The organism is Alistipes sp. 56_sp_Nov_56_25 (assembly GCF_001915285.1).
Lineage (GTDB): Bacteria > Bacteroidota > Bacteroidia > Bacteroidales > Rikenellaceae > Alistipes > Alistipes shahii.
On record NZ_MNQF01000003.1, the window covers coordinates 11789 to 35115 of the forward strand.

Sequence of the window (23327 nt, forward strand, 5' to 3'; positions counted from 1 at the left end):
CTTTCGCTCCATCGACGGTACTTACCCCGCAGCAGCGTGAAGCCTTGACTGCGTACAGCGGCTTCGGAGCGTTGAAATGCGTCTTACAGCCGGCCGCTGCGGACGATGACCTCGCGCAATGAAAGACCGACCGGGAACTCTTCCCGCAGGTGAGGGAGCTGCACGAACTGCTGCGCCATTGTGCCGGCAGCGAACAGCGGTATAAAGACTTCGTGCAGAGCATGCGCAATTCTACGCTGACGGCATTCTACACACCGCCGGCCATCGTGCGTGCACTCGCCGAGGCGCTCCGGGATGCAGGAGTCGTTCCCCGCAGGCTGCTCGACCCCAGCGCCGGGGCCGGGATTTTCCCTTCGTCGTTCCGGGAAGCCGCCGACGGCGAAGTCGAAATCCTCTCTTTCGAGAAAGACCTGCTGACCGGACAAGTGCTCTCTGCACTGGCCCGGGAACGAGAGCAGGTCGTCATCGACGGTTTCCAAACCATCGAATCGGCCTATGACAGTTATTTCGACGTGGTGACGTCCAATATTCCCTTCGGTGATACCCGGATTTTCGACGCTGCCTTTCGGAAGAGCGACGACCCGGTTCGAGGACAAGCGCTCAAGGCCGTTCACAACTATTTCTTCATCAAGGGTCTGGATACGCTCCGCGAAGGCGGTATTCTGGCGTTCGTCACCTCGGCAGGCGTCATGGACGCTCCCGGCAACGAACCCGTCCGCCGCTATCTGATGGAGCATGCGCGGCTGGTTTCGGCCGTGCGGCTGCCGAACAACCTCTTTACGGAGTATGCCGGCACGGAAGTGGCCAGCGATCTCATCGTCCTTCAGAAATGGAGCGAAAAGCGGGAGCTTACCCCCGACGAGCAACGCTTCGTCAGTTCGTCCGAGATCGGCAACGGAATTTACCTGAACGACTACCACCGGGATTTCAAGCACGCGATCCATACGACGGTTTCGCATGAAAAAAGTCTCTATGGACAATCCGCTCTCGTCCTGCACTACGACGGAGGCCCAGAACGGATCGCCGAGCGGCTGCGCGGAATCCTCGCAAATGATTTCGCAGCCCGCCTCGACACCGAACGATATACACAATATCTCCGTCCGCTCCATATCCCGCAGGCGCAAACCGTGCCGCCGACCGCCCGGAGGCAAAATCGGGTCGCGGCTCCGCAGCCCGTGCCGACACCGGAGCCGGCATCCGTTGCACCGACTCCGGAAGTATCGGCTCCGGCCGCATCGCTTTTCGGCAGCGCTGCCGCCGTTCCGATCGCCCGCCGTCCGCTGGGACAGCGGCGAGCGGGGCGCAATACGGATACGACCGGCATGTCCGATCTCTTCACGCAGGGGAATCTGTTCGCACAACCGGCGGAGGCAGCGGAGGCTGCGGATGCCCCGGCAGCAATCGCTGCACCGGCTTCGGAGAATAAAGATCCGCGGCCCTTTACCGGCACGATGCTTCCGCACTACAAAGAGCGGTCGTTGGTTCTGTTCGAAGGACAGGTCGGACGTCTGGTCGGCCTGACACGACAGGGCTGCACGTTCCATCCCGAAGAGCTGGGAACCTTGTCCCGATACCGGGCCGAACGCTATATCCCGCTGCGGGATACCTACCAGCTGCTCTACCGGCTCGAAATGCAGAACGAGATCGAATACAAGGGCCTGCGGCGCAAACTCAACGGATGTTACGAGAACTTCACGGCTCTGTTGGGCGATCTGAACAAGAAGGAGAATGCCGCCTTCATCCTGAACGATCCCGGCGGGCGGGAGGTGCTGGGACTCGAACGTTTCGTCGAAGGCCGAAAACAGCTCTCCGACATCCTCCGACGCCCCGTATCGTTCGACCCTAACGAGCTCAAACACGTCGATACGGCGGCCGAAGCGCTGGCCGCCTCGCTCAACAAGTTCGGACGGGTGGAGTTTCCCTATATGGAGTCGCTCGCATCGCGTTCCCGGCAAGAGCTGATCGACGAGCTGGGCGATCGCATTTTCTACAATCCGATGGTCAAGGGGTTTGAAATCCGCGAACGGCTCGCGGCAGGGAATGTCGTCGCCAAAGCCGAATGAATCGAAAATTACCTCAAGGAGAACCCCGACGACGATGCCTGTCGCCGCTCGCTCGCGCTGCTTCGTGAGGCCGCACCCAAACGCATCGAGTTCGAGGAGCTGGATTTCAACCTCGGCGAGCGATGGATACCGACCGATATTTACGAAGGCTTCTGCGAGCATTTCTTTCAGGTGCCCGTATCGGTAAGCTATTCGGCGAAGATGGATGCCTTCGGCATCGAGAACCACGGGTACAGCCCTCTGATCTCCCAGAAATACGTCGTCAAAGGAGACTTCGAGGTTTACGACGGTATGGATCTGCTGCATCATGCCATGCTCAACACGCTGCCCAACATCAACAAGGACGGCGGCAAGGACGAACACGGCAAGACCATCCGGATTCCCGACTTCGAGGCCCGGCAGAAGGCCGACACGCTCATCACCGAAATCCGGCAGGCGTTCGTCGAATGGCTGCATGCGCAGCCCGACGATTTCAAGGAGCGGCTGACCGATCTCTACAACCGCAAATTCAACTGTTATGTCCGTCCACGCTACGACGGCAGCCACCAGCAGTTTCCGGGGCTCGACCTGCGGGGGCTGGGCATCGACGACCTGTATCCCAGCCAGAAGGATGCGATCTGGATGATCAAGCAGAACGGCGGCGGCATCTGCGACCACGAGGTCGGTACGGGCAAGACGCTCATTATGTGCGTCGCAGCGTATGAGATGCACCGTCTGGGACTGGCCCGCAAGCCGATGATCATCGGTATCAAAGCCAACATCCACGAGATCGCCCGAACCTTCCGCACGGCCTATCCCAATGCCCGTCTGCTCTATCCCGGCAAGGAGGACTTCACGCCGGAGAACCGCCTGCGGATCTTCAGCGACATCAAGAACAACAACTGGGACTGCATCATCCTTACGCACGAACAGTTCGGCAAGATACCCCAGTCGGCCGAGGTGCAGCAGCAGATTCTCCGGCAGGAGATGGACGACATAGATGAAAATCTGGCGTCCTACGAAAAGCAGGGCGGACATGTGGACGGCTGGATTCTGCGCGGTCTGGAGAAGCGCAAAGAGAATCTGGATGCCAAGCTCCACGAGTTGCAGGAGACAATCGACGCGCAAAAGGACGATACGGTGGATTTTCAGCAGATGGGAATAGACCATCTGTTCGTCGATGAGTCGCACAACTTCAAAAATCTGATGTTCAACACCCGCCACAGCCGCGTGTCGGGACTGGGAAATACCGACGGCAGTAAGAAGGCCACGAACCTGCTGTACGCCATCCGCACCATTCAGCAACGCACGGGGCGCGATCTCGGCGCGACGTTCCTTTCGGGAACGACCATCGCCAACTCCCTGACGGAGCTATATCTGCTGTTCAAGTATCTGCGTCCCAAAGAACTGGAGCGGCAGGATATTCCCTGCTTCGATGCGTGGGCCGCGGTATTCGCGCAGAAAACATCGGAGTTCGAGTTTTCGGTGACCAACGAAGTGATCTCCAAAGAGCGTTTTCGCTATTTCATCAAGGTTCCGGAGCTGGCCATGTTCTACAACGAGATTACCGACTACCGCACGGCCGCAGACGTGGGAATCGACCGTCCCGAGCTGGACGAGGAGCTATGCCAGATACCTATGACCGACGATCAGCAGGCATTTTTGGACAAGCTGGTGCTCTTCGCCAAGACGGGAGATCCCGAACATATCGGACGCGCCGACCTGAGCGACGGGGAGGTCAAAGCCTTGATGCTGTTGGTGACGATGTACTCCAACAAGCTCTCGCTCGACATGCGGCTGATAAGTCCCGCGTATGCGGATTCGCCGGGCAACAAGGCCAGCCGCAGTGCCGCCAACATCGCTGAATACTACCGGCGATACGAAGATCAGAAAGGTACGCAGATGGTCTTTTGCGATCTCTCGACCTATAAGCCCGGCATCTGGAACGTCTATTCGGAGATCAAACGCAAACTGGTCGAAGACCACGGTATTCCGGCGCAGGAGATCCGCTTCGTACAGGAAGCCGCGAGCGACAAGGTGCGGCAGGCGATGTTCGACGCCATGAACGACGGGAAAATCCGGGTGCTCTTCGGCTCGACGCAAAAACTCGGAACGGGAGTCAACGCCCAGAAACGAATCGTCTGCATGCACCACCTCGACATTCCGTGGCGGCCGATGGATCTGGAACAGCGCAACGGCCGCGGCGCACGGAAAGGCAACATAGTCGCCAAGGAGTATGCCGGCAATAAAGTCAAAGCCTATGTCTATGCCGTTCTACGCACGCTCGATGCCTACAAATTGAATCTGCTGCACAACAAACAGCAGTTCATCGACCAGCTCAAGCGCAACCGGTTAGGTGCGCGGCGGCTGGACGAGGGCGCCATCAGCGAGGATTCGGGGATGAACTTCGCGGAGTGGATGGCCGTGGTGTCGGGAAATACCGACCTGCTGCAAAAAGCCAAGCTCGAAGGCAGGATTGCGGCGCTGGAGAGCGAGCAGACGATCTTCATGCGCACCCGGCATGAGGCGCAGAGCCAACTGCAACGCTACACGGCGGAGATTGGACGACGGGATACGATGCTCGAACGTCTGAAACACGACTGGGACTATATCAACGAGGTGGCGCCGCCGGACGCCAAAGGCAAGCGGGCCAATCCCCTGCGGATCGACGGCGTGGAATCCGCGGATATTGTCGCCCATGGCAAACGCCTCGTGGAGATCTACCGCACCGTAAATACCGGCGACGATTACCAGAAAATCGGCACGCTGTTCGATTTCCGCATTCTCGTCCGCACCGAGCGAATGCAGAAAGACGGGCTGGCGCTCACGGTCAATAAGTTCATGGTCGAAGGGTTGGACGGCATCAAGTACACGTTCAACAACGGGCATCTGGCTGCGGAACCGAAAACCGCGGCGACGAACTTCATCCGGGCGCTCGACACGATACCGTCACTGATGGCGACCTACGAGAAAGAGAAAAAGCAATTCACCCGCGACATTCCGACCTTCGAGCAACAGATCGCAGCCGTATGGCCCAAAGAGGAGGAGTTGAAGCGGCTCAAGGCCGAGGCAGAGTCGCTGACTCGGAAGATTCAGCTCGACATCGCACAGAAGCAGCAGGAGATGCAGGCGAAAACAGCAGATAACGGCAGTGAGCCGAAGATCGAAAACGCGGAGGTGGTGGACGAGGCCGCCAGACCGTCGAAGGCAGAGCCGCTTTCTGCGGCATCCGGGAGCCAAGAAGAACCGCCGGAAGAACGGGAGCACGTCGTGTCTCCGCCCGAATCGGACTTTATTCGCAATCATATTCTTCTCGTGCAGTCCGCGATGAACATGAAGGCCAAAGGGCCGAAAATATAAATCAATATCCCGGCAAAGCCGGGATATTGATTACAAAAGCTCACACTAAATTCATTTCGATTTGCAAAGGTTGAATATTTCAATTATCTTAATTGCATCAAATGCGATTTTAATGAATTTCCTAATTATGTAATATGTACATAAAATCAGTACACATTGAAAACTACAAAAGTTACAAAGGTTGTTTCGATATATCGTTGAACGACGGTATAAATATTCTTGTCGGCAATAATGAAGCAGGAAAATCTACGCTTATAGAAGCAATACATCTGGCCCTAACCGGAATACTTAATGGCCGGTATCTTAAAAATGAGCTATCACAATATCTGTTTAACAATGATATTGTTAATGAGTATCTGGACAATCTTAAAAATGGTCGCCCTGCATCTCTGCCGCATATTCTTATAGAGTTGTATATCGGGGGCGATGACTGTCCTCTGTTTTGTGGAAACGCGAATAGCCACAGAGAGGATGACTGCGGACTGTCATACAAGATAACCTTTGACGAACGTTATAGGGATGTTTACGAAGAACTCATCAAACAGGATGTCAAAACGTTACCCATTGAATATTACGATGTCGTTTGGACGTCATTTGCACGGGACGGCTCGATAACAAGTCGCAATATTCCGTTGAAGTCGGCTCTGATAGACTCGTCCAATACTCGCTATCAGAATGGGTCGGACGTTTATATATCCCGTATCGTCAAAGAGTGTCTGGAACCGAAAGAGATCGTGGATATTACTCAGGCGTACAGAAAAATGCAGGAGGTGTTCATGGGGGAAGAATCTATCGGAAATATCAACACTCGATTAAAAGGGGCCAGCAGAATCTCGAATAAAGACGTGGAATTATCCGTCGATTTGTCCTCGAAAAACGCATGGGAAAATTGTCTGATGACCTATCTGGATAAAATCCCGTTTAATTATATCGGTAAAGGCGAGCAATGTATCGTCAAAACCAAATTGGCTTTAGCCCATAAAAAAGCGAAAGAGGCGAGTATAATTTTAATGGAAGAACCGGAAAATCATCTGTCTTATTCCAAACTGAACGAATTGATAGCTGCCATAAAGGAGCATTGCAAAGAGAAACAGATTATCATTTCGACACACAGCAGCTTCGTTGCGAACAAATTAGGTCTGAAATCTTTGATTCTGTTGCATGATCGAAAGACATTGCGGCTGCATGATTTGTCGCCAAGCACGATTGATTATTTCGAGAAATTATCGGGGTACGATACACTGCGACTTTTGCTCTGCCAAAAGGCAATATTGGTAGAAGGTGATTCCGACGAATTGGTCGTGCAAAAAGCCTACTTGAAGAAATACGGAAAACTACCAATAGAAGATGGCGTGGACGTAATAGCTGTCGGCAATCTGTCGTTTTTACGATTCTTGGAAATTGCCAAATACCTTACGATTCAGGTGACGGTAGTTACAGACAATGACGGGAACATTGATGCTTTGAATGAGAAATACAAGGAATACAAGGATTTACCCAATATTTGCATCTGTTTCGATGACACGATAGATGCCGGGGATTTGCGTATTGGCGATAAGCCGTTCAACTACAATACGATGGAGCCTAAAATTGTAAAAGCGAACTCATTGGATAAAATGAATATCATAATGGGCACTGCATATGAAAATATTGATGATTTGCACAAATACATGAAAGCACATAAGACGGATTGTGCTTTGGCTATTTTCAATACAACCGAAGAGTTGGTATTTCCTGAATACATAAATAAAGCTATTCTGTGAACAACAAAGTCATTATAGCAGCTGCGGGTTCCGGCAAAACGACGCATCTTATAGAAACGGCACTCCTATTGCGGAATGCCACTATACTTATCACTACATTTACAGACGAAAATGAGAAGGAAATACGAACCCGTTTTTTTGAAAGAAACGGATGCATACCATCCAATGTCGTCATTCAAACATGGTTCTCATTTCTGTTACAACATGGGGTCAGGCCCTATCAAGGATATTTATATGACAAGAATATCGTCGGGTTATCTTTAGTAAACAGCCAATCCGCTTTGCGTAGTCAAGAAACGAATGTCGAACGTCATTATCTTACTGGGGATAAAAAAATATATTCCGACAAAATCGCCAAGTTCGCCTGCCGCTGCGACGAACGCTCCAATGGAGCGGTAATATCCCGATTATCCAAAATATATACTCATATTTTCATTGATGAGGTGCAAGATCTTGCCGGATATGATTTGGAATTTTTAGATAAGTTATTTCTTTCTCCACTGGAAATTCTATTAGTAGGAGATCCTCGTCAAGGAACTTTCTCAACAAATAGTTCTGCTAAACACAAACAATTCAGACGGTCTAATATATTGGATTATTTCAAAAGTCGCAAAATGAAATTTAACCTCGATATTGATTCACAATCTTTGAATGTAAACCATCGGTGTGTATCTGAAATCTGTGATTTTTCAAATAAACTATATCCTGATATGATTGCAACAACGTCTGATAATACATCTGAAATAGAGCATAAAGGGGTATATTTTCTTCGGCAAACAGATGTGGAAGAATATTTACAGAAATACAGTCCTATTCAGTTACGACAGAGTAAAAGTACCGATACCCATCCTGCATACCCGACATTGAATTTCGGGGTATCCAAAGGTTTGTCATTCGATAGAGTTCTCATATATCCAACAAAGCCTATTTTAGATTGGATTATCAGAGGAATAGAATTGAAACCGACAAGTAAGTGCAAGTTATATGTCGCTATAACGCGGGCACGATATAGTGTCGCCATTTTATATGATTATAACGACAATGTAAATATATGTGGAATAACAAAATATAAATGATAAATCATGGTTGCATTAGACAAAAAGAAGCTGTCTATGAATGCATTAGACAACTTCTCTTTATTCGAATTTCCATTATTCGAGGCCTTTTCTTGAATATGCAATTCTTAATGAGGTAGAAATCTGTTAGACAGTATTTTGAATAAATACTTCAGAATAGATTATTCTCGCTTAATTATAATTGCGGTATCCGGCACCGCTTGTTCCATTGTCTGATAAAAGATACGCTTACTCTCCTGCATGTCTTTCAGATTGATGAAATCCAGTACATTGTAGTATTGCTTGCCATCCTGATCCTCAACGGGACAGAGTTTCCCGCGACGTTTGTATTTCTCGACGAAATCCGGATCGAGTCGGATGAGCTCGCAGACTTCCTCCTGCGTCATCGAAAGAGAAATACGGCGCTCCCGGCAGACATGCTGCAATACGAGGAGCATGTTCGAGGCTTTCATGTGGCTGCGAACGAGCAGAGCGAATTTGCTTCGCTCGATAAGAATCATCTTTTTCATGACTTCTTTACTTTATTAGTTGATGTGGTGTTGGGTTCATTCCGGAGGGCTTCGAGAACGCGCGATCTGCTGTAATAGATTTTGCCGCCGTGCTTGACATAAGGGATCGTACCGTCGCTCCGACGACGGGAAAGGGTACGGTCGGACATCCGGGTAAGCATGCGGACTGCCGGAGTGTCGATCAGGTCATCGGGTAAAGGTCGAGAATTGTTTTGGATCAGTAGTTCGAGACGATTGAATCGTCGCAATACCAGACGTAACAAACGCAGAGTCGGATTACCTTTTAATGGCTTCATTACAGTGATCGTTGGTTAGACGATGCAATGATAGGAAACATCCCGATAGCAATAATTTAGTTAAAACAGGCAACTAAATAATCAACCCGCTCGGAGCACAAAAAAGCATATCCAAGTTGGATATGCTTAAATAGTACTTAATGCTTTTCTATTCGTTAATTTGCTTATGTATAATATTTTAACTATCTTTGTCGTGAGTTCTTGGATTTATTGTATAAGGGTGCAACAGAATGTAAGACTTCCGTCACCAATTCGTAACCCTTCCTCTTTTCAATAAAAATACCGTCCTGATTTACAGAACGGTATCTCAAAAACAGTCAGCCCCGTCGGGGAGGGGTTTGGGGTGGTTGTCAGCACGGGATTTTTCGGGGTTGGCCGCCGTTCTGGCTGCAATCCCGTCCGGGAACCTATTTCTGTCGGAAGTAAATCTGCACCGGGACTCCCGAAAAATCCCAGTGGTCGCGCATGTTGTTTTCGAGGAAGCGGCGGTAAGGCTCCTTGATGTACTGCGGCAGGTTGACGAAGAACGCGAACTGCGGCGTCGGCGTCGGAAGCTGGGTCACATACTTGATTTTGATATACTTGCCCTTGGTTGCGGGGGGCGGGTAGTTCTCGATCAGCGGCAGCATGTAGTCGTTGAGCTCCGAGGTCGGGATGCGGCGTTTGCGCGACTGGTAGACGCGGATGGCGGTTTGCAGCACGTCGAAGATGCGCTGTTTGTTCAGCACCGAGGTGAAGATGATCGGAATGTCGTTGAACGGAGCGAGTTTCTTTCGGAGGAACTCGGTCCACTCCTTCATCGTGTTGCTGTCCTTCTCGATCAGGTCCCATTTGTTGACCACGATCACGCATCCCTTGCGGTTGCGGACGATCAGGTTGTGGATGTTCAGGTCCTGCGATTCGAGTCCCTGCCGGGCGTCGATCATCAGGATGCAGACGTCCGAATTTTCGATGGCGCGTATCGAGCGCATCACCGAGTAGAATTCGAGGTCCTCCATCGTCTTGCCCTTCTTGCGCATGCCGGCCGTGTCGACGAGGTAGAAATCCATGCCGAACTTGTTGTAGCGGGTGTAGATCGAGTCGCGGGTGGTCCCGGCGATGGAGGTCACGATGTTGCGCTCCTCTCCCAGCAGGGCGTTCGTGAGCGACGACTTGCCGACGTTGGGACGCCCCACGATGGTGATGTGGGGCAGGTCTTCGTCCTCCTCGGAGGCCGTTTCCACGGGCAGTGCGTCCAGAATGGCGTCCATCAGGTCGCCCGTGCCGCTTCCCGACATCGACGAGATGCAGTAGGGATCGCCCAGTCCCAGGGCGTAGAACTCGTGCGAGGAGTAGATCTGGTCGTTGTTGTCGACCTTGTTGCAGACGAGGATCACCTTCTTCGAGGTGCGGCGCAGGATGTCGGCCATCAGCATGTCGAGGTCGGTGATGCCGGTGCGTACCTCCACGAGGAAGAGGATCACGTCGGCCTCGTCGATGGCCAGCAGGACCTGACGGCGGATTTCGTCTTCGAAAATATCCTCCGAATTGACGGTGTACCCGCCCGTGTCGATGATGGAAAACTCCTTGCCGTTCCAGTCGGTCTTGCCGTAATGGCGGTCGCGGGTGGTTCCGGCCGTCGCGTCGACGATGGCCTTCCGTTCGCCCACGAGGCGGTTGAAGAGGGTGCTTTTGCCGACGTTCGGACGGCCCACGATTGCTACAAGGCTCATATCTTATCTTTTTCTTATTCTGCTGTTTGCTCCGTTTTACAACTCCGACCGCTGTAGTCGCGGCCTATGGCCGCGTTTACAAATTGGACCCACCCTAAATCCCCGCCTTGGCGGGGACTTGTCGCATCGCGACCGGGATTCTGACCGGAATGCCGCTACCATGAATCACTTGCAAAGATAGCGCAAATCCGCGAAGGGAAAAACTTTTTCGGGTATTTTGTACTTCCGAACCGTCAGATATAGCGGCTTTCGGTGTCGCCCGCCTGCACGGGATAGAGCAGTACGGAGCTGTATCCGGAGAAGAAATGTTCGAGGTAGGCCGGGATACGGCTCATCACGGGGTTGTACGAGACGCGGTCGCGGCGGCTCATCACGAACCAGAGGCAGTCGTCGGCGCGGATGTCGTGTTCGAGCGACGGCAGGTCGTCCCATTGCGCGAAGGGCACGAAGTCGATGTTGGCCGGGTGCTTGCGGCCTTTGGGGCGGAGGTATTCCAGCGTGGCCTCCGGGGCGAACACGATGATTCTGGCCCCCGAGTTTTCGGCCAGGCGGCGGATGCGGCGCTGCCACATCTGGAATCCCGCCTCCTGCTCGGCCTTTTCGGGTACGACGATCAGGTGGCGCTTGATGGTGTTCAGCGGCTGCACGGGGTTGTAGATGAAGGTCGTGACGTTGCTCTGTGCCAGCACGTCGGCGGCCATTTTGCCGATGCCGGGACCCGACGCCCCGGGGATGCCCGTCAGTCCCGGCACGGCCGGGGAGGCGTGGTGCATGCCCATCACGATGTCGGTGATGTTCCGTTCGCGGACGACGCTGACGATGGCGTTCGAGATGTTCACGTCGTAACGCATCAGCTCCTGGAGGTAGATGTCTCCCGCCGCGGCCGCCGTCGCCGCCGCGTCGAGGATCTTCTGGGCGCGTTTCTCGACGTTCGGGTCCTCCACCTTGTTGTCGATGGCGTGCAGGGCGTATAGTCCGTTCGGCTCCTTGGCGCGCTTGAGCATCGAACTCAACCATACTAGTTCGTCGGCCGTGCGTTCGTCGGCCACGGGGATCAGGATGTGGTCCTCCTGCCGCGGCTGCCTGTCTCCGGTGTCCTGGGCACTGCGCATGGCGATGTTGTGGGCGCCGCGCTGCGTGGCGAAGGTCGACACGGTGCAGGTGGCCAGAATCATCAGGATCGTGCCGTTGAGCACGCTCTCGCTCAAGAGGCGGATCGGCTCGCCGTCGGGCGTGTGGCCCAGGATGATGTTGTAGCCGACCATCACGGCGGCCAACGTCGCGGCCACGTGGGCCGAGCTTAAGCCGAAGATGACGGTCCGCTGGTCGGGCGAGAGTCGGAAGGTCTTCTGCGTGAACCATGCGGCGACGAATTTCGCCGCCGTGATCAGCACGATCATAATGGCCGCCACTTCGAGGCTCTCCCAGTCGCGGAAGAAGGCGCGGTAGTCGATCAGCATGCCCACGCCGATCAGGAAGAAGGGGATGAAGATGGCGTTGCCGACGAACTCGATGCGGTTCATCAGCGGCGAGGTGCGGGGGATCAGGCGGTTGAGCGCGAGTCCCGAGAGGAACGCGCCGATGATCGGTTCCAGCCCGGCCATGTGGGCGAGGTAGGCCCCGAGGAAGACCATCGCCAGTACGAAAATGTACTGCGAGACGTTGTCGCTGACCTGCTTGAAGAACCAGTGGGCCAGCAGCGGGAAGAGGAAGACGATGATGGCGATGCAGAGCGAGACGGAGCCTGCGAGCCGCCACCAGAACATGTCGTCGACGTTGCCCGTGGCCATGCCGACGATCACGGTGAGCAGCAGCAGGGCCAGCGTGTCGGTGATGACCGTGCCGCCGACGGCGATCGTGACGGCCTTGTCGCGGGCGATGCCCAGTTTGCTGACGATGGGGTAGGCGATGAGCGTCTGCGAGGCGAACAGCCCTGCGAGCAGGATCGACGAATAGATCGGGAAGCCGAGGATGTAATAGCCGGCCAGGATGCCGAAGGCCAGCGGGACGCAGAAGGTGTAGCCTCCGAAGATGAGGCTCCGCCAGCTGTTGCGGCGGAAATCGGACATGTCCATGTCCAGTCCCGAGAGGAACATGATGTACAGAAGTCCGGCCGTACCCGAGAGGATGATGCTGCTGTCGCGCAGCACGAGGTTGAGGCCGTGGGGGCCGATCACCGCGCCTGCGATGATCAGCCCCAGCAGATAGGGGATTTTGAGTTTGTTCAGCAGGAGCGGAGCCGCGAGGATGATGACCAGGATCAGCAGGAATTTCAGGATCGGGTCTTCGAGCGGCAGCGTCAGGTTTATGTGTGCGAAGAGCAGCATGGGCGCAGGTTGTTTTTTTGTAGCCGGGGCTACGTAAAGGCCGGAGGCGCAAAACCGAATCCGAAGCGGTTCGGCGGGGCTTTCCGACGGATAAAGTGTCGTAACGACACCAAATATAATAAAATCTGCGTTCCCGTCCAAACGGTGCGCGGCGTTTTCTCGTGCGGCGGGCTGATCCGTCGATTCGTTGGCCGCTTTTTCGCGTGCGTGCGGCATCCCCGCGGCGATGGATGCGGCGGCTTCCGCGGCGGGTGGGCGGGCCGGGCCGTCCCGTTGCGGCCGGTTCCGCCGCCGCTGCGTATCTCGCACGTTTTTTGTTTATTGGATCGTGTCCGCCGCGCGGCGGAGAGAGGCAATTGTGAAATAATCGCCGCCGGAAACGCGTTTTTTGCGGAAAAAAATGTAACTTTGAAAAATTTGGAACCCGAAATTTCGTCTCGGATGAGCGTAGACAAAGTAGACAAACGATTGCTCGAACCCGTGCTTGCGGGCTTCTTCATCATGGGTTTCTGCGACATGGTGGCCCCGATCACGGGCCGCATCGCCGCCGAATTCCCGCCCGGACAGCAGGCCGCCGTGAGCTTCCTGCCGACGATGGTTTTCCTCTGGTTTCTGGTGCTCTCGACTCCGGTCGCGGCGCTGATGAACCGCTGGGGCCGCAAGGCCACGGCGCTTCTGGGCTACGGCTTCACCGTCGCGGGGCTGATGACGCCCTATGCCGCCGGCGCGGACTGCGCTCTGGGGTGGTATTTCGCGGGCTTCGGTCTGCTGGGCATCGGCAACACGGCGATCCAGGTGGCCGTCAACCCCCTGCTGGCGACCATCGTTCCCGGCGAGCGGATGACCAGCTACCTCACCGTGGGTCAGATATTCCGCAACACTTCGCTCCTGCTGCTGGCTCCGATCGTCACGGGGCTGGTCGCCGCGACGGGTTCGTGGCGGCTCCTGCTGCCGATCTATGCGGGCCTTACGGTGGTCGGGGGTCTCTGGCTGCAACTGACTCCGGTGCCGGAACCTGCGCAGAGAGAACGCTCCGCGGGACTCGCCGACTGCTTCCGCCTGTTGAAAAACCGTGCCGTGCTGCTCTCGACGCTGGGCGTGGCGTGCTTTATCGCCGCCGACGTGGGCATCGGCTTCTTGTCGGTGCGGCTGATCGACAATCCCTCGTCGATCCTCACCACCACGGGCTTCTACGCCTGCCGCATCGTCGGTACATTGATCGGCGCGTGGGTGCTGGTGAAGGTCTCCGACGTGAAATACCTGACCTGGAACATGACCGGGGCGCTGGCGTTGTGCGCGGCGCTGCTGTTCGTGCGCAACGAGGCCGCCATCTACGCCGCCGTGGGAGTGCTGGGCTTCGCCATGGCGTGCGTCTTCGCCACGTTCTACGCCGTGGCCACCAAGGCCGTTCCGGAGAACGCCAACGAGGTGGCCGGGCTGATGATCATGGCCATCTCGGCCGGGGCGGTTTCGGGACCCGTCTGCGGTGCGATCGTCCGCGCCTGGGGCAATCCGCATCTGGGCATGCTCTTCGTCGCCGCGTGCGTGGCCTACATGCTCTGGGCGTCGATACAATTGAAAATGAAAAATTAAGAATTAAAATGATGCTTCGCAGAATCGTACTGACCCTTTTGTTTGCAGCCATTGCGGCGGGCGCCGCCGCACAACGGCCCCGCGCGCGGGTGGAGTGGGGCGTGGTCGGCGGTATCAATATCCCCGACTACACGACCAATATGAGTGAAACCGACGTGAAGAACAAGCTGGGCTGGCAGGCCGGTATCACGACGGCCGTCAACCTCGGGGCCTTCGCCATCGAGCCGCAGATACTCTACGTCCGCCAGGGCCTCCGTATCCGTCCCGAGGGCGGGAGCGAGATCAACCTCAAGTCCAATTCGATCGACGTTCCGGTGCTGGCGTCGCTGCGGCTGCTCAATCCCGTGCGGATCTACGCCGGTCCGGTCTTCACGGTGATGAACGACTGCAAGCAGAAGTCGGGCGGCGACCTGCTGGACTTCGGCCGCGTGCGTCCCTCGGTGTCGTACACCGTGGGTGCGGGCATCGTGCTGATGCGCCACCTGCTGATCGACCTGCGCTACAACGGCCAGTTCCGCTCGAAACACGACGTGGTGCTGCCCGACGGGCGGCAGCTCGACAAACTCCGTACGTATAACGTGGCGTTCAGCTTCGGCTATTTATTCTGATCGGTCTATGACGGAAACTGTCGGAAAGGAAATCATGCTCGAAGGCGTCGATCCCCGCGAACTCTACGGGGCGCAGGACGTCTACCTCGAACAGATCAAATCGCTGCACCCCACGCTGAAGATCGTCGCGCGCGGGCAGTCGCTCAAGGTCCTCGGCCCGGAGGCCGACACGCAGCGTTTCTCCAAACGCATGGAGGGGCTTGCGGCCTACTATGTCAAGTACGGCCACGTCTCGGCCGAGGTCATCGAACAGTGTTTCGCGGGCGGCATCGCGCAGGACGACGCCCCGGTCGACAAGGACGTGATCGTCTACGGCAACAACGGCACGATCGTCCGCGCCCGGACGGTCAACCAGCAGCGGCTCGTCAAACTCTACGACAGGAACGACCTGCTGTTCGCCGTGGGGCCTGCCGGCTCGGGCAAGACCTATACGGCCATCGCGCTGGCCGTCCGCGCGCTGAAGGAGCGGCAGGTGCGGCGCATCATCCTCACGCGTCCGGCCGTCGAGGCGGGCGAGAAGCTGGGTTTCCTGCCCGGCGACATGAAGGAGAAGCTGGACCCCTACCTGCAACCGCTGTACGACGCGCTGAACGACATGATCCCGCCGGCCAAGCTCCAGAAACACCTCGAAGAGGGGACCGTGCAGATCGCCCCGCTGGCCTACATGCGCGGCCGCACGCTGGACAATGCCTTCGTCATTCTGGACGAGGCGCAGAACACCACCCTGTCGCAGATCAAGATGTTCCTGACGCGCATGGGCCGCAATGCGCGGTTCATCGTCACGGGCGACGTGACGCAGATCGACCTGCCGCGCAAGTCGGACAGCGGTCTGGTGCGCACGATGGAGATTCTGCGGGGCGTCGACGGCATCGGCATCGTGGAGTTCGACAAACGCGACATCGTCCGCCACCCGCTCGTGAAACACATCGTCGAGGCGTTCGACAGGAGTGTCGAAAAGGACGGGACCGGAGACCGTTGACCGCCACCGGCCCGGAGCGGCGGACCTGTCCCTTCCCGGGGGCCGCTGACCGGCTGCGACAGCGGCCGCCGGAACGGAAGAGACGGAGAAAGAGAGAGATTTGAACGATATGGATATATAACACTTAAACTTCAATATTATGGACCGTAATTTGGTCGCGCTGAAACCGGCGCTTGTCTGGAAACATTTCGCGGAGATCGTCCGCATCCCGCGCCCCTCGTCGCACGAGGAGAAGATCCGCCGCTATATTCTCGATTTCGCCCGCGCGCAGGGCCTCGAATCGAAGGAGGACGCGGCGCACAACGTCTATGTCCGCAAACCCGCCTCGAAGGGGATGGAGGACCGCAAGGGCGTGATCCTGCAAGCCCACCTCGACATGGTTCCGCAGAAGAACAACGACAAGGAGTTCGATTTCACCAAGGACCCCATCGACGCCTACATCGACGGCGGCTGGGTGACGGCCGACGGCACGACGCTGGGCGCCGACAACGGTATCGGCGTGGCGGCGATCCTCGCGGTGCTGGAGGACCGGACGCTGAAGCACGGGCCGCTGGAGGCCCTGTTCACGGCCACCGAGGAGACCGGCATGGACGGTGCGAACGGTCTGGAAAAGGGGCTGCTGCACGGCGACATCCTGCTGAACCTCGATTCCGAGGAGGAGGGCGAACTCTACGTGGGCTGCGCCGGAGGGCTCGACGCCAATATGACCTTCGGCTACAAGGCCGAGCCGACGCCCGCGGGCGGTTATACCGCTGCGAAGATCAGCGTCAAGGGGCTCAAGGGCGGCCACTCGGGCATCCAGATCGTCTGCCAGCGCGCCAACGCCAACAAGTTGCTGTTCCGCTTTTTGAATGCCGCGCCGTGCGACGTGCTGCTGGCGTCGGTGGACGGTGGCGGACTCCGCAACGCCATCCCGCGCGAGGCCGAGGCCGTGGTGCTGGTCGAAACCGGGGACTACGACGAGTTCGCCGCCGCGGTGAAAGCCTACGAGGAGACCGTAAGGGCCGAGTACGCCGGCATCGAGGACGCGGTGTCGGTCAAGGTCGCGGAGGTCGGAAAACCGGCTGAAATGCTGCCGAAGGAGGTTGCCGGAAATCTGATCAAGGCCGTTGCGGCCTGCCCCGACGGGGTGCAGCAGATGTCGGTGGCCATGCCCGGGCTGGTGCAGACCTCGACGAACCTCGCACGCGTGGTGTCGGACGGCAGGACGGTGAAACTCCAATGCCTGCTGCGCAGCTCGGTCAACACCGAGAAGGAGGCGCTGGGCGAGTCCATCGCCGCCCTCTTCACGCTGGCCGGGGCCAAAACGGAACTCACGGGCGCCTACAACGGCTGGAACCCCGACATGGAGTCGCCGATCCTGAAGGCCATGACCGCCTCCTACGAGGCGCTGTACGGGAAGAAGCCCGCCGTGACGGCCATTCACGCCGGGCTGGAGTGCGGCATCATCGGCAGCGCCTATCCCGGGCTGGACATGATTTCGTTCGGCCCGACGATCTGCTACCCCCACTCGCCCGACGAGAAGGTGGAGATCGCCTCGGTCGGGAAGTTCTACGACTTCCTGGTCGACACGCTGCGCAACGTTCCCGAAAAATAATCGCAGCGTGGCGGCCGATTCCGGAAAATGGTTCGTCATCGTCAATCCCGTGGCCGGAAGCGGTCGCGGGCTTGACCATTTTCCACAGATTTCGAAACACCTGCGCGATGCCCACATCCTCTGCGAACCGGTCTTCACGGAGCACAAGTTCCACGCCACGGAACTCACCGTCACGGCCGTGCGCGAAGGCTACCGCCGGATCATCGTCGTGGGCGGCGACGGGACGCTGCACGAGGTGGTGAACGGGCTGTTCATCCAGCAGGAGGTGTGTCCCGACGAGGTGCTCGTGGCCGTGGTGGCCGTGGGCACGGGCAACGACTGGGTCCGCACGTTCGGCATCTCGAACCGCTATCAGGACGCCGTGAAGGCCATCAGCGAGGGTTATTCCTTCCTGCAGGACGTCGGGGTGGTCTCCTACGAGGAGGCGCACTACCGCCAGAGCCGCTACATGGCCAACGTCGCCGGGGCGGGGTTCGACGCGCATGTCGTGCGCAAGCTCTCGCACCTGAAAAAGAAGGGTCACCGGAGCCGCTGGCGCTATACGTGGTGTCTGGTGAAGAATTTCTTCCGCTACAAGTCCACGGGCGTCAAGGTCTGGGTCGACGACCGGCTGGTCTACAACAACCTGCTGCTGTCGGCCGCCATCGGCATCTGCAAGTTCAACGGCGGGGGCATCCAGCAGCTGCCGGCGGCCGTGGCCGACGACGGCATGCTCGACCTGTCGCTGATCCGCCCGGTGCACTTCTGGCACCTGCTGTTCCGCTTCCACTACCTGTTCAACGGCGGCATCTACCGCATCCGCCACATCCTCCAGGAGCGCGGAAGCCGCATCCGCATCGAATCTTCGCCCGAGGTGTCGGTCGAGATCGACGGAGAGCCGCTGGGCCATACGCCGCTCGAATTCTCGATTCTCCACCGGGCCATCCGCATCGTCGTGGCCCGCGATTTCTACCAGCGGTGCGCCGCCGTCGGGGCGGAGACCCCGGCCGGGTAGCGCGCAGCCGGAAAAAGAGAGGACCGGACCCACTTCGGGTCCGGTCTTTTTTGGCTCGAATCATCAGGTGTGTGCGCACACACTTGCTATTTTCGAAAATTTTGCATAGCTTTGCCGATGTAACGCCGAAGAACAGCGCAAACCATGTCCGACAACGAACATACCACGGTCCGCATCGTCGACATCGCCCGCATGGCGGGGGTGTCGGTGGCGACGGTCGACCGCGTGATCCACAACCGCGGCAAGGTCTCGGAGGAGAACCTCGCGCGCATCAATGAGGTGCTGCGGCGGGTCGACTACCGTCCCAACCTGATCGCCCGCTCGCTGGCGTCGGGCCGCAGGTACACGCTCTGCGCGGTCATGCCCCGTTTCGCCCCGGGAGAGTACTGGGCCGATTTCGAGGCCGGAATCGCCCGCGCCGAGGCCGAGGCCGTGCGTTACAACGTCACGGTCCGCCGTTTCTGCTTCGACCAGTACGACCGTTCGTCGTTCGAAAGCCTGCTGGAGACGCTGCGCCGCGAGGAGTTCGACGGCGCGGTGATCGCCACGCTCTTCGCGGAGATGGTCGAGCCGTTCACCCGCGAACTCGACGCCCGGGGGGTGCCCTATGTCTTCGTCGATTCGGACATTCCCGCCTGCAACCGGCTGGCCTATTTCGGCACGTCGTCGTTCGACGCCGGGGCGGTCGCCGCACGGCTGCTGTTCGACCGCCTCTATCCGGGAGCGGACATCGTCGTGGGCCGGATCGTTCACCGGGGCGACGCCGGTTCGAACCAGTGGCGCAACCGCGAGGCGGGATTCCGCAGTTACCTCGAAGCGCATGCCTTCCGGGGCCGGCTGCACTACGCCGCGCTGCGGCTGGACGACGAAGCCTGCAACGGCCGCGTGCTGGATGAGATGTTCCGCGAAAATCCGTCGATTGCCGGGGCCGTGACCTTCAATTCGACGTGTTACATCCTTGCGGGCTATCTGGCGGCGCGGCGGCGCGATGGCGTGCGGCTGGTGGGCTACGACGTGATCCGCCGCAACGGGGAGATGCTCTCCGCGGGCGTGGTGACGGCGCTCGTCGCCCAGCGTCCCGAGGCGCAGGGCTACCGCGCGGTGATGGCCCTGTGCGAATGGCTCGTCGAGGGCCGCGCTCCGTCGAAGATCAACAACATGCCCATCGACATCCTGCTGAAAGAGAATATACCGTATTATAAAAACAACATCATCTGAAAAACATGAAAAATCTCTTTGACATCCGGGGCCGTGTCGTCGTTGTGACGGGTGGGGCCGGGATTCTGGGCCGCTCGATCTGCGTTTACCTCGCCGGGCAGGGCGCACGCGTCGCTGTGCTCGACCGCGATGAAAAGGCGGGCGAAGCGCTTGTCGGCGAAATCCGCGCCGCGGGCGGCGATGCGCTCTTCTTCGCGACCGACGTGCTGAACCGCGAGGTGCTCGTGTCGAACCGCGAGGCGATTCTCGGGGCCTGGGGGCAGATCGACATCCTGCTGAACGCCGCGGGCGGCAACATGGGCGGTGCGACGATCGCTCCCGACAAGTCGTTCCTCGACCTGGAGATCGAAGCTTTCCGCAAGGTCGTGGACCTCAATCTGTTCGGCACGGTGCTGCCCACGACGGTCTTCGGCGAGGCCATGACGGCCCGCAGGAAGGGTGTGATCGTCAACTTCTGCTCCGAGTCGGCGTTGCGTCCGCTGACCCGCGTGGTGGGCTACGGTGCCGCCAAGGCCGCCATCGCCAACTACACGAAGTACATGGCCGCCGAACTGGCCATGAAGTTCAGCCCCGAGATGCGCGTCAACGCCATCGTCCCGGGCTTTCTGCTGACGAACCAGAACCGCGCGCTGCTGACCAACGAGGACGGTTCGTACACCGACCGTGCGCGGACGATCATCGCCCACACGCCCGCCGGACGCTTCGCCGAGCCGGAGGAGCTGCTGGGTACGATTCACTACCTCGTCAGCGACGCTTCGTCGTTCGTGACGGGCGCGCTGGCCGTCGTCGACGGCGGGTTCGACGCTTTCTCGATTTGATCCGCCGCGGGAGCCGTCTCTTCGGCGGGGTCTGACGGGCACGGCATCGGGCCGGGATCGTTCGCGGCCAGCGGCAACGTGCAGGAGGTGCAACCGCCGCATTCTCGCTTGCAGCGGAGAAAGGACAACCGCGGTCTTCGCCCGCGGGGTACTTTGTACTTTTTGACCGCAAAAAGTACCAAAAACTCCCCGGCAGATGCCTTCGCCTACTTCGTCCCGTCTAACGTTCGAAACGGGCGCCTATTCGCGGGTTTGCAAGCAAACCGGCCCCGTTTCTCGGCAATTCCGTCTTTTCGGCCGGGTAAAGAAGCGAACACGCGAACATGCGAACATGCGAACAGGGGCGAACATCTCTTGTTCGCTTGTTCGCGGAGAATCCCGGCATCGCCCCTGGAAGCGGTTTTAAACCGCCGCATTCTCGCTTGCAGCGGAGAAAGCACCGTATGTGAAAAATTTGAAAACCTAAAAACAATACATCCATGTATCTTTGCAAACAATCCTGGCGCTGGTACGGTCCGAACGACCCCGTAAGCCTCCAGGACATCCGTCAGGCCGGGGCCACCGACATCGTGACCGCCCTCCATCACATTCCCAACGGCGAGGTGTGGACCGTCGGGGAGATCGAAAAACGCCGAAAGACGGTCGCCGACGCGGGCCTTCGCTGGTCGGTCGTGGAGAGCGTCCCCGTCCACGAGCATATCAAGACCCGCACGGGCGATTTCGAGCGCTATATCGAGAATTACAAACAGTCGGTCCGCAATCTGGCCGAATGCGGCGTTAAAGTAATTACCTACAACTTTATGCCCGTGCTGGACTGGACGCGCACGAACCTCGCCTACGAGCTGCCCGACGGGTCGCGCGCCCTGCGCTTCGAGCGTGCGGCGTTCGTGGCCTTCGATCTCTTCATCCTGAAGCGTCCCGGCGCGGAGAAGGACTATTCCGAGGCCGAGCGCGCCGCTGCCGAGGCCCGCTTCGGGCGGATGGACGCCGCGGAAAAAGAGCTGATCACCCGCAACATGATCGCGGGCCTGCCCGGCTCGGAGGAGAGTTTCACGCTGGAGCAGTTCCAGCGGGAGCTGGACCGTTACAAGGATGTCACGGCCGAGACGCTGCGCGCGAACCTCGTGGCGTTCCTGCGCGAGGTGGCTCCCGTGGCCGACGAGGCGGGTGCGGTGCTGGCGATCCATCCCGACGATCCTCCGTTCCCGATCCTCGGTCTGCCCCGCATTCTCTCCACCGAATCCGACTTTCAGAAATTGGTCGAGGCGGTCCCCAACCCTTCGAACGGGCTGTGCCTCTGCACGGGTTCGTTCGGAGTGTCGGCCGCGAACGACCTGCCGGGAATGATGCTGCGGCAGGGCGACCGGGTGAATTTCGTCCACCTGCGCTCGACGCAGCGCGATGCCGAGGGCAACTTCTACGAGGCCAACCATTTGGAGGGCGACGTGCCGATGTACGACGTGATGAAAGCCCTGCTGGAGATTCAGCAGCGCCGACGCATCTCGATCCCGATGCGTCCGGACCACGGCCACCAGATGATCGACGACCTGAAGAAGAAGACCAATCCGGGATATTCGTGTCTGGGCCGCCTGCGCGGGCTGGCCGAACTGCGGGGACTGGAGCTGGGCATCGCCCGGTCGCTGTTTGCCGATAAATAGGGCAGTCTTGCACATGACGAATCGGTGCGCCCCTCACGAGGCGCACCGATTGTGTCAGAACGGGTTCCGGAGCTATTTTTTGGCCGGGGCCGCCGGGGTCTGCTGTCCGGCAGCGGTTTTCGGGGCCGCCGGGGTCGCCGGAACGGTCTCGATCACGTCCACCTCGGTCACCACCCAGCTGAAAAGGTCGTTCGCACACTGGCTCTCCAGCCGGCGGATCTGCGACATGTCGCTCGTGTCGGCCAGAATGGCGTTGAAGAACTGGTCCATCGTGGCGTACGTCGCATTGACCTTCGCCGCGAAGCAGTTGTAAAAGGCTTTCTGCTGCTCGTGGTCAAGCCCTGCGGGCAGCACGCCCTGCGCTACGAGGTAGTTGTAGGGGTAGATGTGCCGCATGTTGCGGGCGTCGGCGTTCAGTTCGTCGACGATCGTCGAGACGACCACCATGTCCACCGTGTCGTCGACGCCCTGCATCTGGACGAACTCCATGTAGACGGGATAACTGTTTTCGAGCTGCCCGGCCACTTCGTCGGAGAAGAGCACGAACTCGGCGTCGTTCAGGTCGTCGAGGTACACCATCTGGCGGTAGCTGCGCAGCGCCTCGCGCATCGCCTTGCGCTGTTCGTGGTTCCATTGCCGCTGCTGCGAGCAGCCGAAAAATCCTGCCGCGAAGATTGCCAGCAGAGGTACACAGAGGAGAATTTTTTTCATTTTTTACCCTGATTTTGGTTTTACTTCATTTCGGAACGCAATAGATGTGCCAAAAAAATCATATCT

General features: G+C 57.9%; 17 protein-coding genes. 12 read left to right on the forward strand and 5 right to left on the reverse strand.

Features of this window, described 5'->3' with window-relative positions; all coding sequences use genetic code 11:
• Positions 1-149 precede the first annotated feature (149 nt).
• The 4 genes from BHV64_RS01850 (at position 150) to BHV64_RS01865 (ending at position 8241) form a co-directional block, all read left to right on the forward strand.
• A complete protein-coding gene (locus BHV64_RS01850) occupies positions 150-2063 on the forward strand; it encodes an N-6 DNA methylase (RefSeq protein WP_254886425.1) in 1914 nt (637 codons plus the stop codon).
• 201 nt (positions 2064-2264) lie between these two features.
• Positions 2265-5402, forward strand: a complete 3138-nt coding sequence (locus BHV64_RS01855) for a helicase-related protein (protein ID WP_217727849.1) — start codon at positions 2265-2267, stop codon at positions 5400-5402.
• Between the two features lie 134 nt (positions 5403-5536).
• Positions 5537-7165, forward strand: a complete 1629-nt coding sequence (locus BHV64_RS01860) for an ATP-dependent nuclease (RefSeq protein WP_118406284.1) — start codon at positions 5537-5539, stop codon at positions 7163-7165.
• A complete protein-coding gene (locus tag BHV64_RS01865) occupies positions 7162-8241 on the forward strand; it encodes a UvrD-helicase domain-containing protein (protein WP_129649641.1) in 1080 nt (359 codons plus the stop codon). The genes BHV64_RS01860 and BHV64_RS01865 overlap by 4 nt, the downstream gene beginning before the upstream one ends.
• A gap of 161 nt (positions 8242-8402) precedes the next feature.
• Here the strand turns inward: BHV64_RS01865 and BHV64_RS01870 are convergent, their stop codons facing one another.
• From BHV64_RS01870 to BHV64_RS01880, 4 genes are all read right to left on the reverse strand, one after another.
• Positions 8403-8750 carry a hypothetical protein gene (locus tag BHV64_RS01870; RefSeq protein WP_118406282.1) on the reverse strand — a complete coding sequence of 116 codons (348 nt, stop codon included), beginning with the start codon at positions 8748-8750 and terminating at the stop codon, positions 8403-8405.
• Positions 8747-9046: a helix-turn-helix domain-containing protein gene (locus BHV64_RS13250; protein WP_138265195.1), complete on the reverse strand. Its 300-nt coding sequence runs from the start codon at positions 9044-9046 to the stop codon at positions 8747-8749. Before BHV64_RS13250 ends, BHV64_RS01870 begins: the two co-directional genes overlap by 4 nt.
• Before the next feature lie 407 nt (positions 9047-9453).
• A complete protein-coding gene (gene der / locus BHV64_RS01875; protein ID WP_195579386.1) occupies positions 9454-10758 on the reverse strand; it encodes a ribosome biogenesis GTPase Der in 1305 nt (434 codons plus the stop codon).
• 233 nt (positions 10759-10991) lie between these two features.
• Positions 10992-13085, reverse strand: coding sequence for a cation:proton antiporter (locus BHV64_RS01880; RefSeq protein ID WP_015546622.1), 2094 nt, complete (start codon positions 13083-13085; stop codon positions 10992-10994).
• A gap of 441 nt (positions 13086-13526) precedes the next feature.
• On the opposite strand from BHV64_RS01880, the gene BHV64_RS01885 reads away from it, so the two are divergent.
• From BHV64_RS01885 to uxuA, 8 genes are all read left to right on the forward strand, one after another.
• A complete protein-coding gene (locus BHV64_RS01885) occupies positions 13527-14678 on the forward strand; it encodes an MFS transporter (RefSeq protein ID WP_195285184.1) in 1152 nt (383 codons plus the stop codon).
• 11 nt (positions 14679-14689) lie between these two features.
• Positions 14690-15286: a porin family protein gene (locus BHV64_RS01890; RefSeq protein WP_217727847.1), complete on the forward strand. Its 597-nt coding sequence runs from the start codon at positions 14690-14692 to the stop codon at positions 15284-15286.
• 7 nt (positions 15287-15293) lie between these two features.
• The gene (locus BHV64_RS01895) at positions 15294-16265 is read left to right on the forward strand and encodes a PhoH family protein (RefSeq protein ID WP_149887509.1); all 972 of its coding nucleotides are present in this window, start codon (positions 15294-15296) and stop codon (positions 16263-16265) included.
• 139 nt (positions 16266-16404) lie between these two features.
• Complete coding sequence (locus BHV64_RS01900; protein WP_217727840.1) at positions 16405-17862, forward strand: aminoacyl-histidine dipeptidase; 1458 nt, start codon at positions 16405-16407, stop codon at positions 17860-17862.
• A gap of 7 nt (positions 17863-17869) precedes the next feature.
• Complete coding sequence (locus tag BHV64_RS01905; protein ID WP_022061413.1) at positions 17870-18856, forward strand: diacylglycerol/lipid kinase family protein; 987 nt, start codon at positions 17870-17872, stop codon at positions 18854-18856.
• Positions 18857-19000: 144 nt separating this feature from the next.
• Positions 19001-20074 carry a LacI family DNA-binding transcriptional regulator gene (locus BHV64_RS01910; protein ID WP_288115525.1) on the forward strand — a complete coding sequence of 358 codons (1074 nt, stop codon included), beginning with the start codon at positions 19001-19003 and terminating at the stop codon, positions 20072-20074.
• A gap of 5 nt (positions 20075-20079) precedes the next feature.
• Positions 20080-20892 carry an SDR family oxidoreductase gene (locus BHV64_RS01915; protein WP_149887512.1) on the forward strand — a complete coding sequence of 271 codons (813 nt, stop codon included), beginning with the start codon at positions 20080-20082 and terminating at the stop codon, positions 20890-20892.
• A gap of 479 nt (positions 20893-21371) precedes the next feature.
• Entirely contained in the window at positions 21372-22550 is a 1179-nt protein-coding gene (gene uxuA, locus BHV64_RS01920; protein ID WP_015546545.1) for a mannonate dehydratase, read from the forward strand.
• 72 nt (positions 22551-22622) lie between these two features.
• On the opposite strand, the gene BHV64_RS01925 is transcribed toward uxuA, so the two are convergent.
• Positions 22623-23261: a hypothetical protein gene (locus BHV64_RS01925; protein ID WP_195579383.1), complete on the reverse strand. Its 639-nt coding sequence runs from the start codon at positions 23259-23261 to the stop codon at positions 22623-22625.
• Positions 23262-23327: the final 66 nt, after the last annotated feature.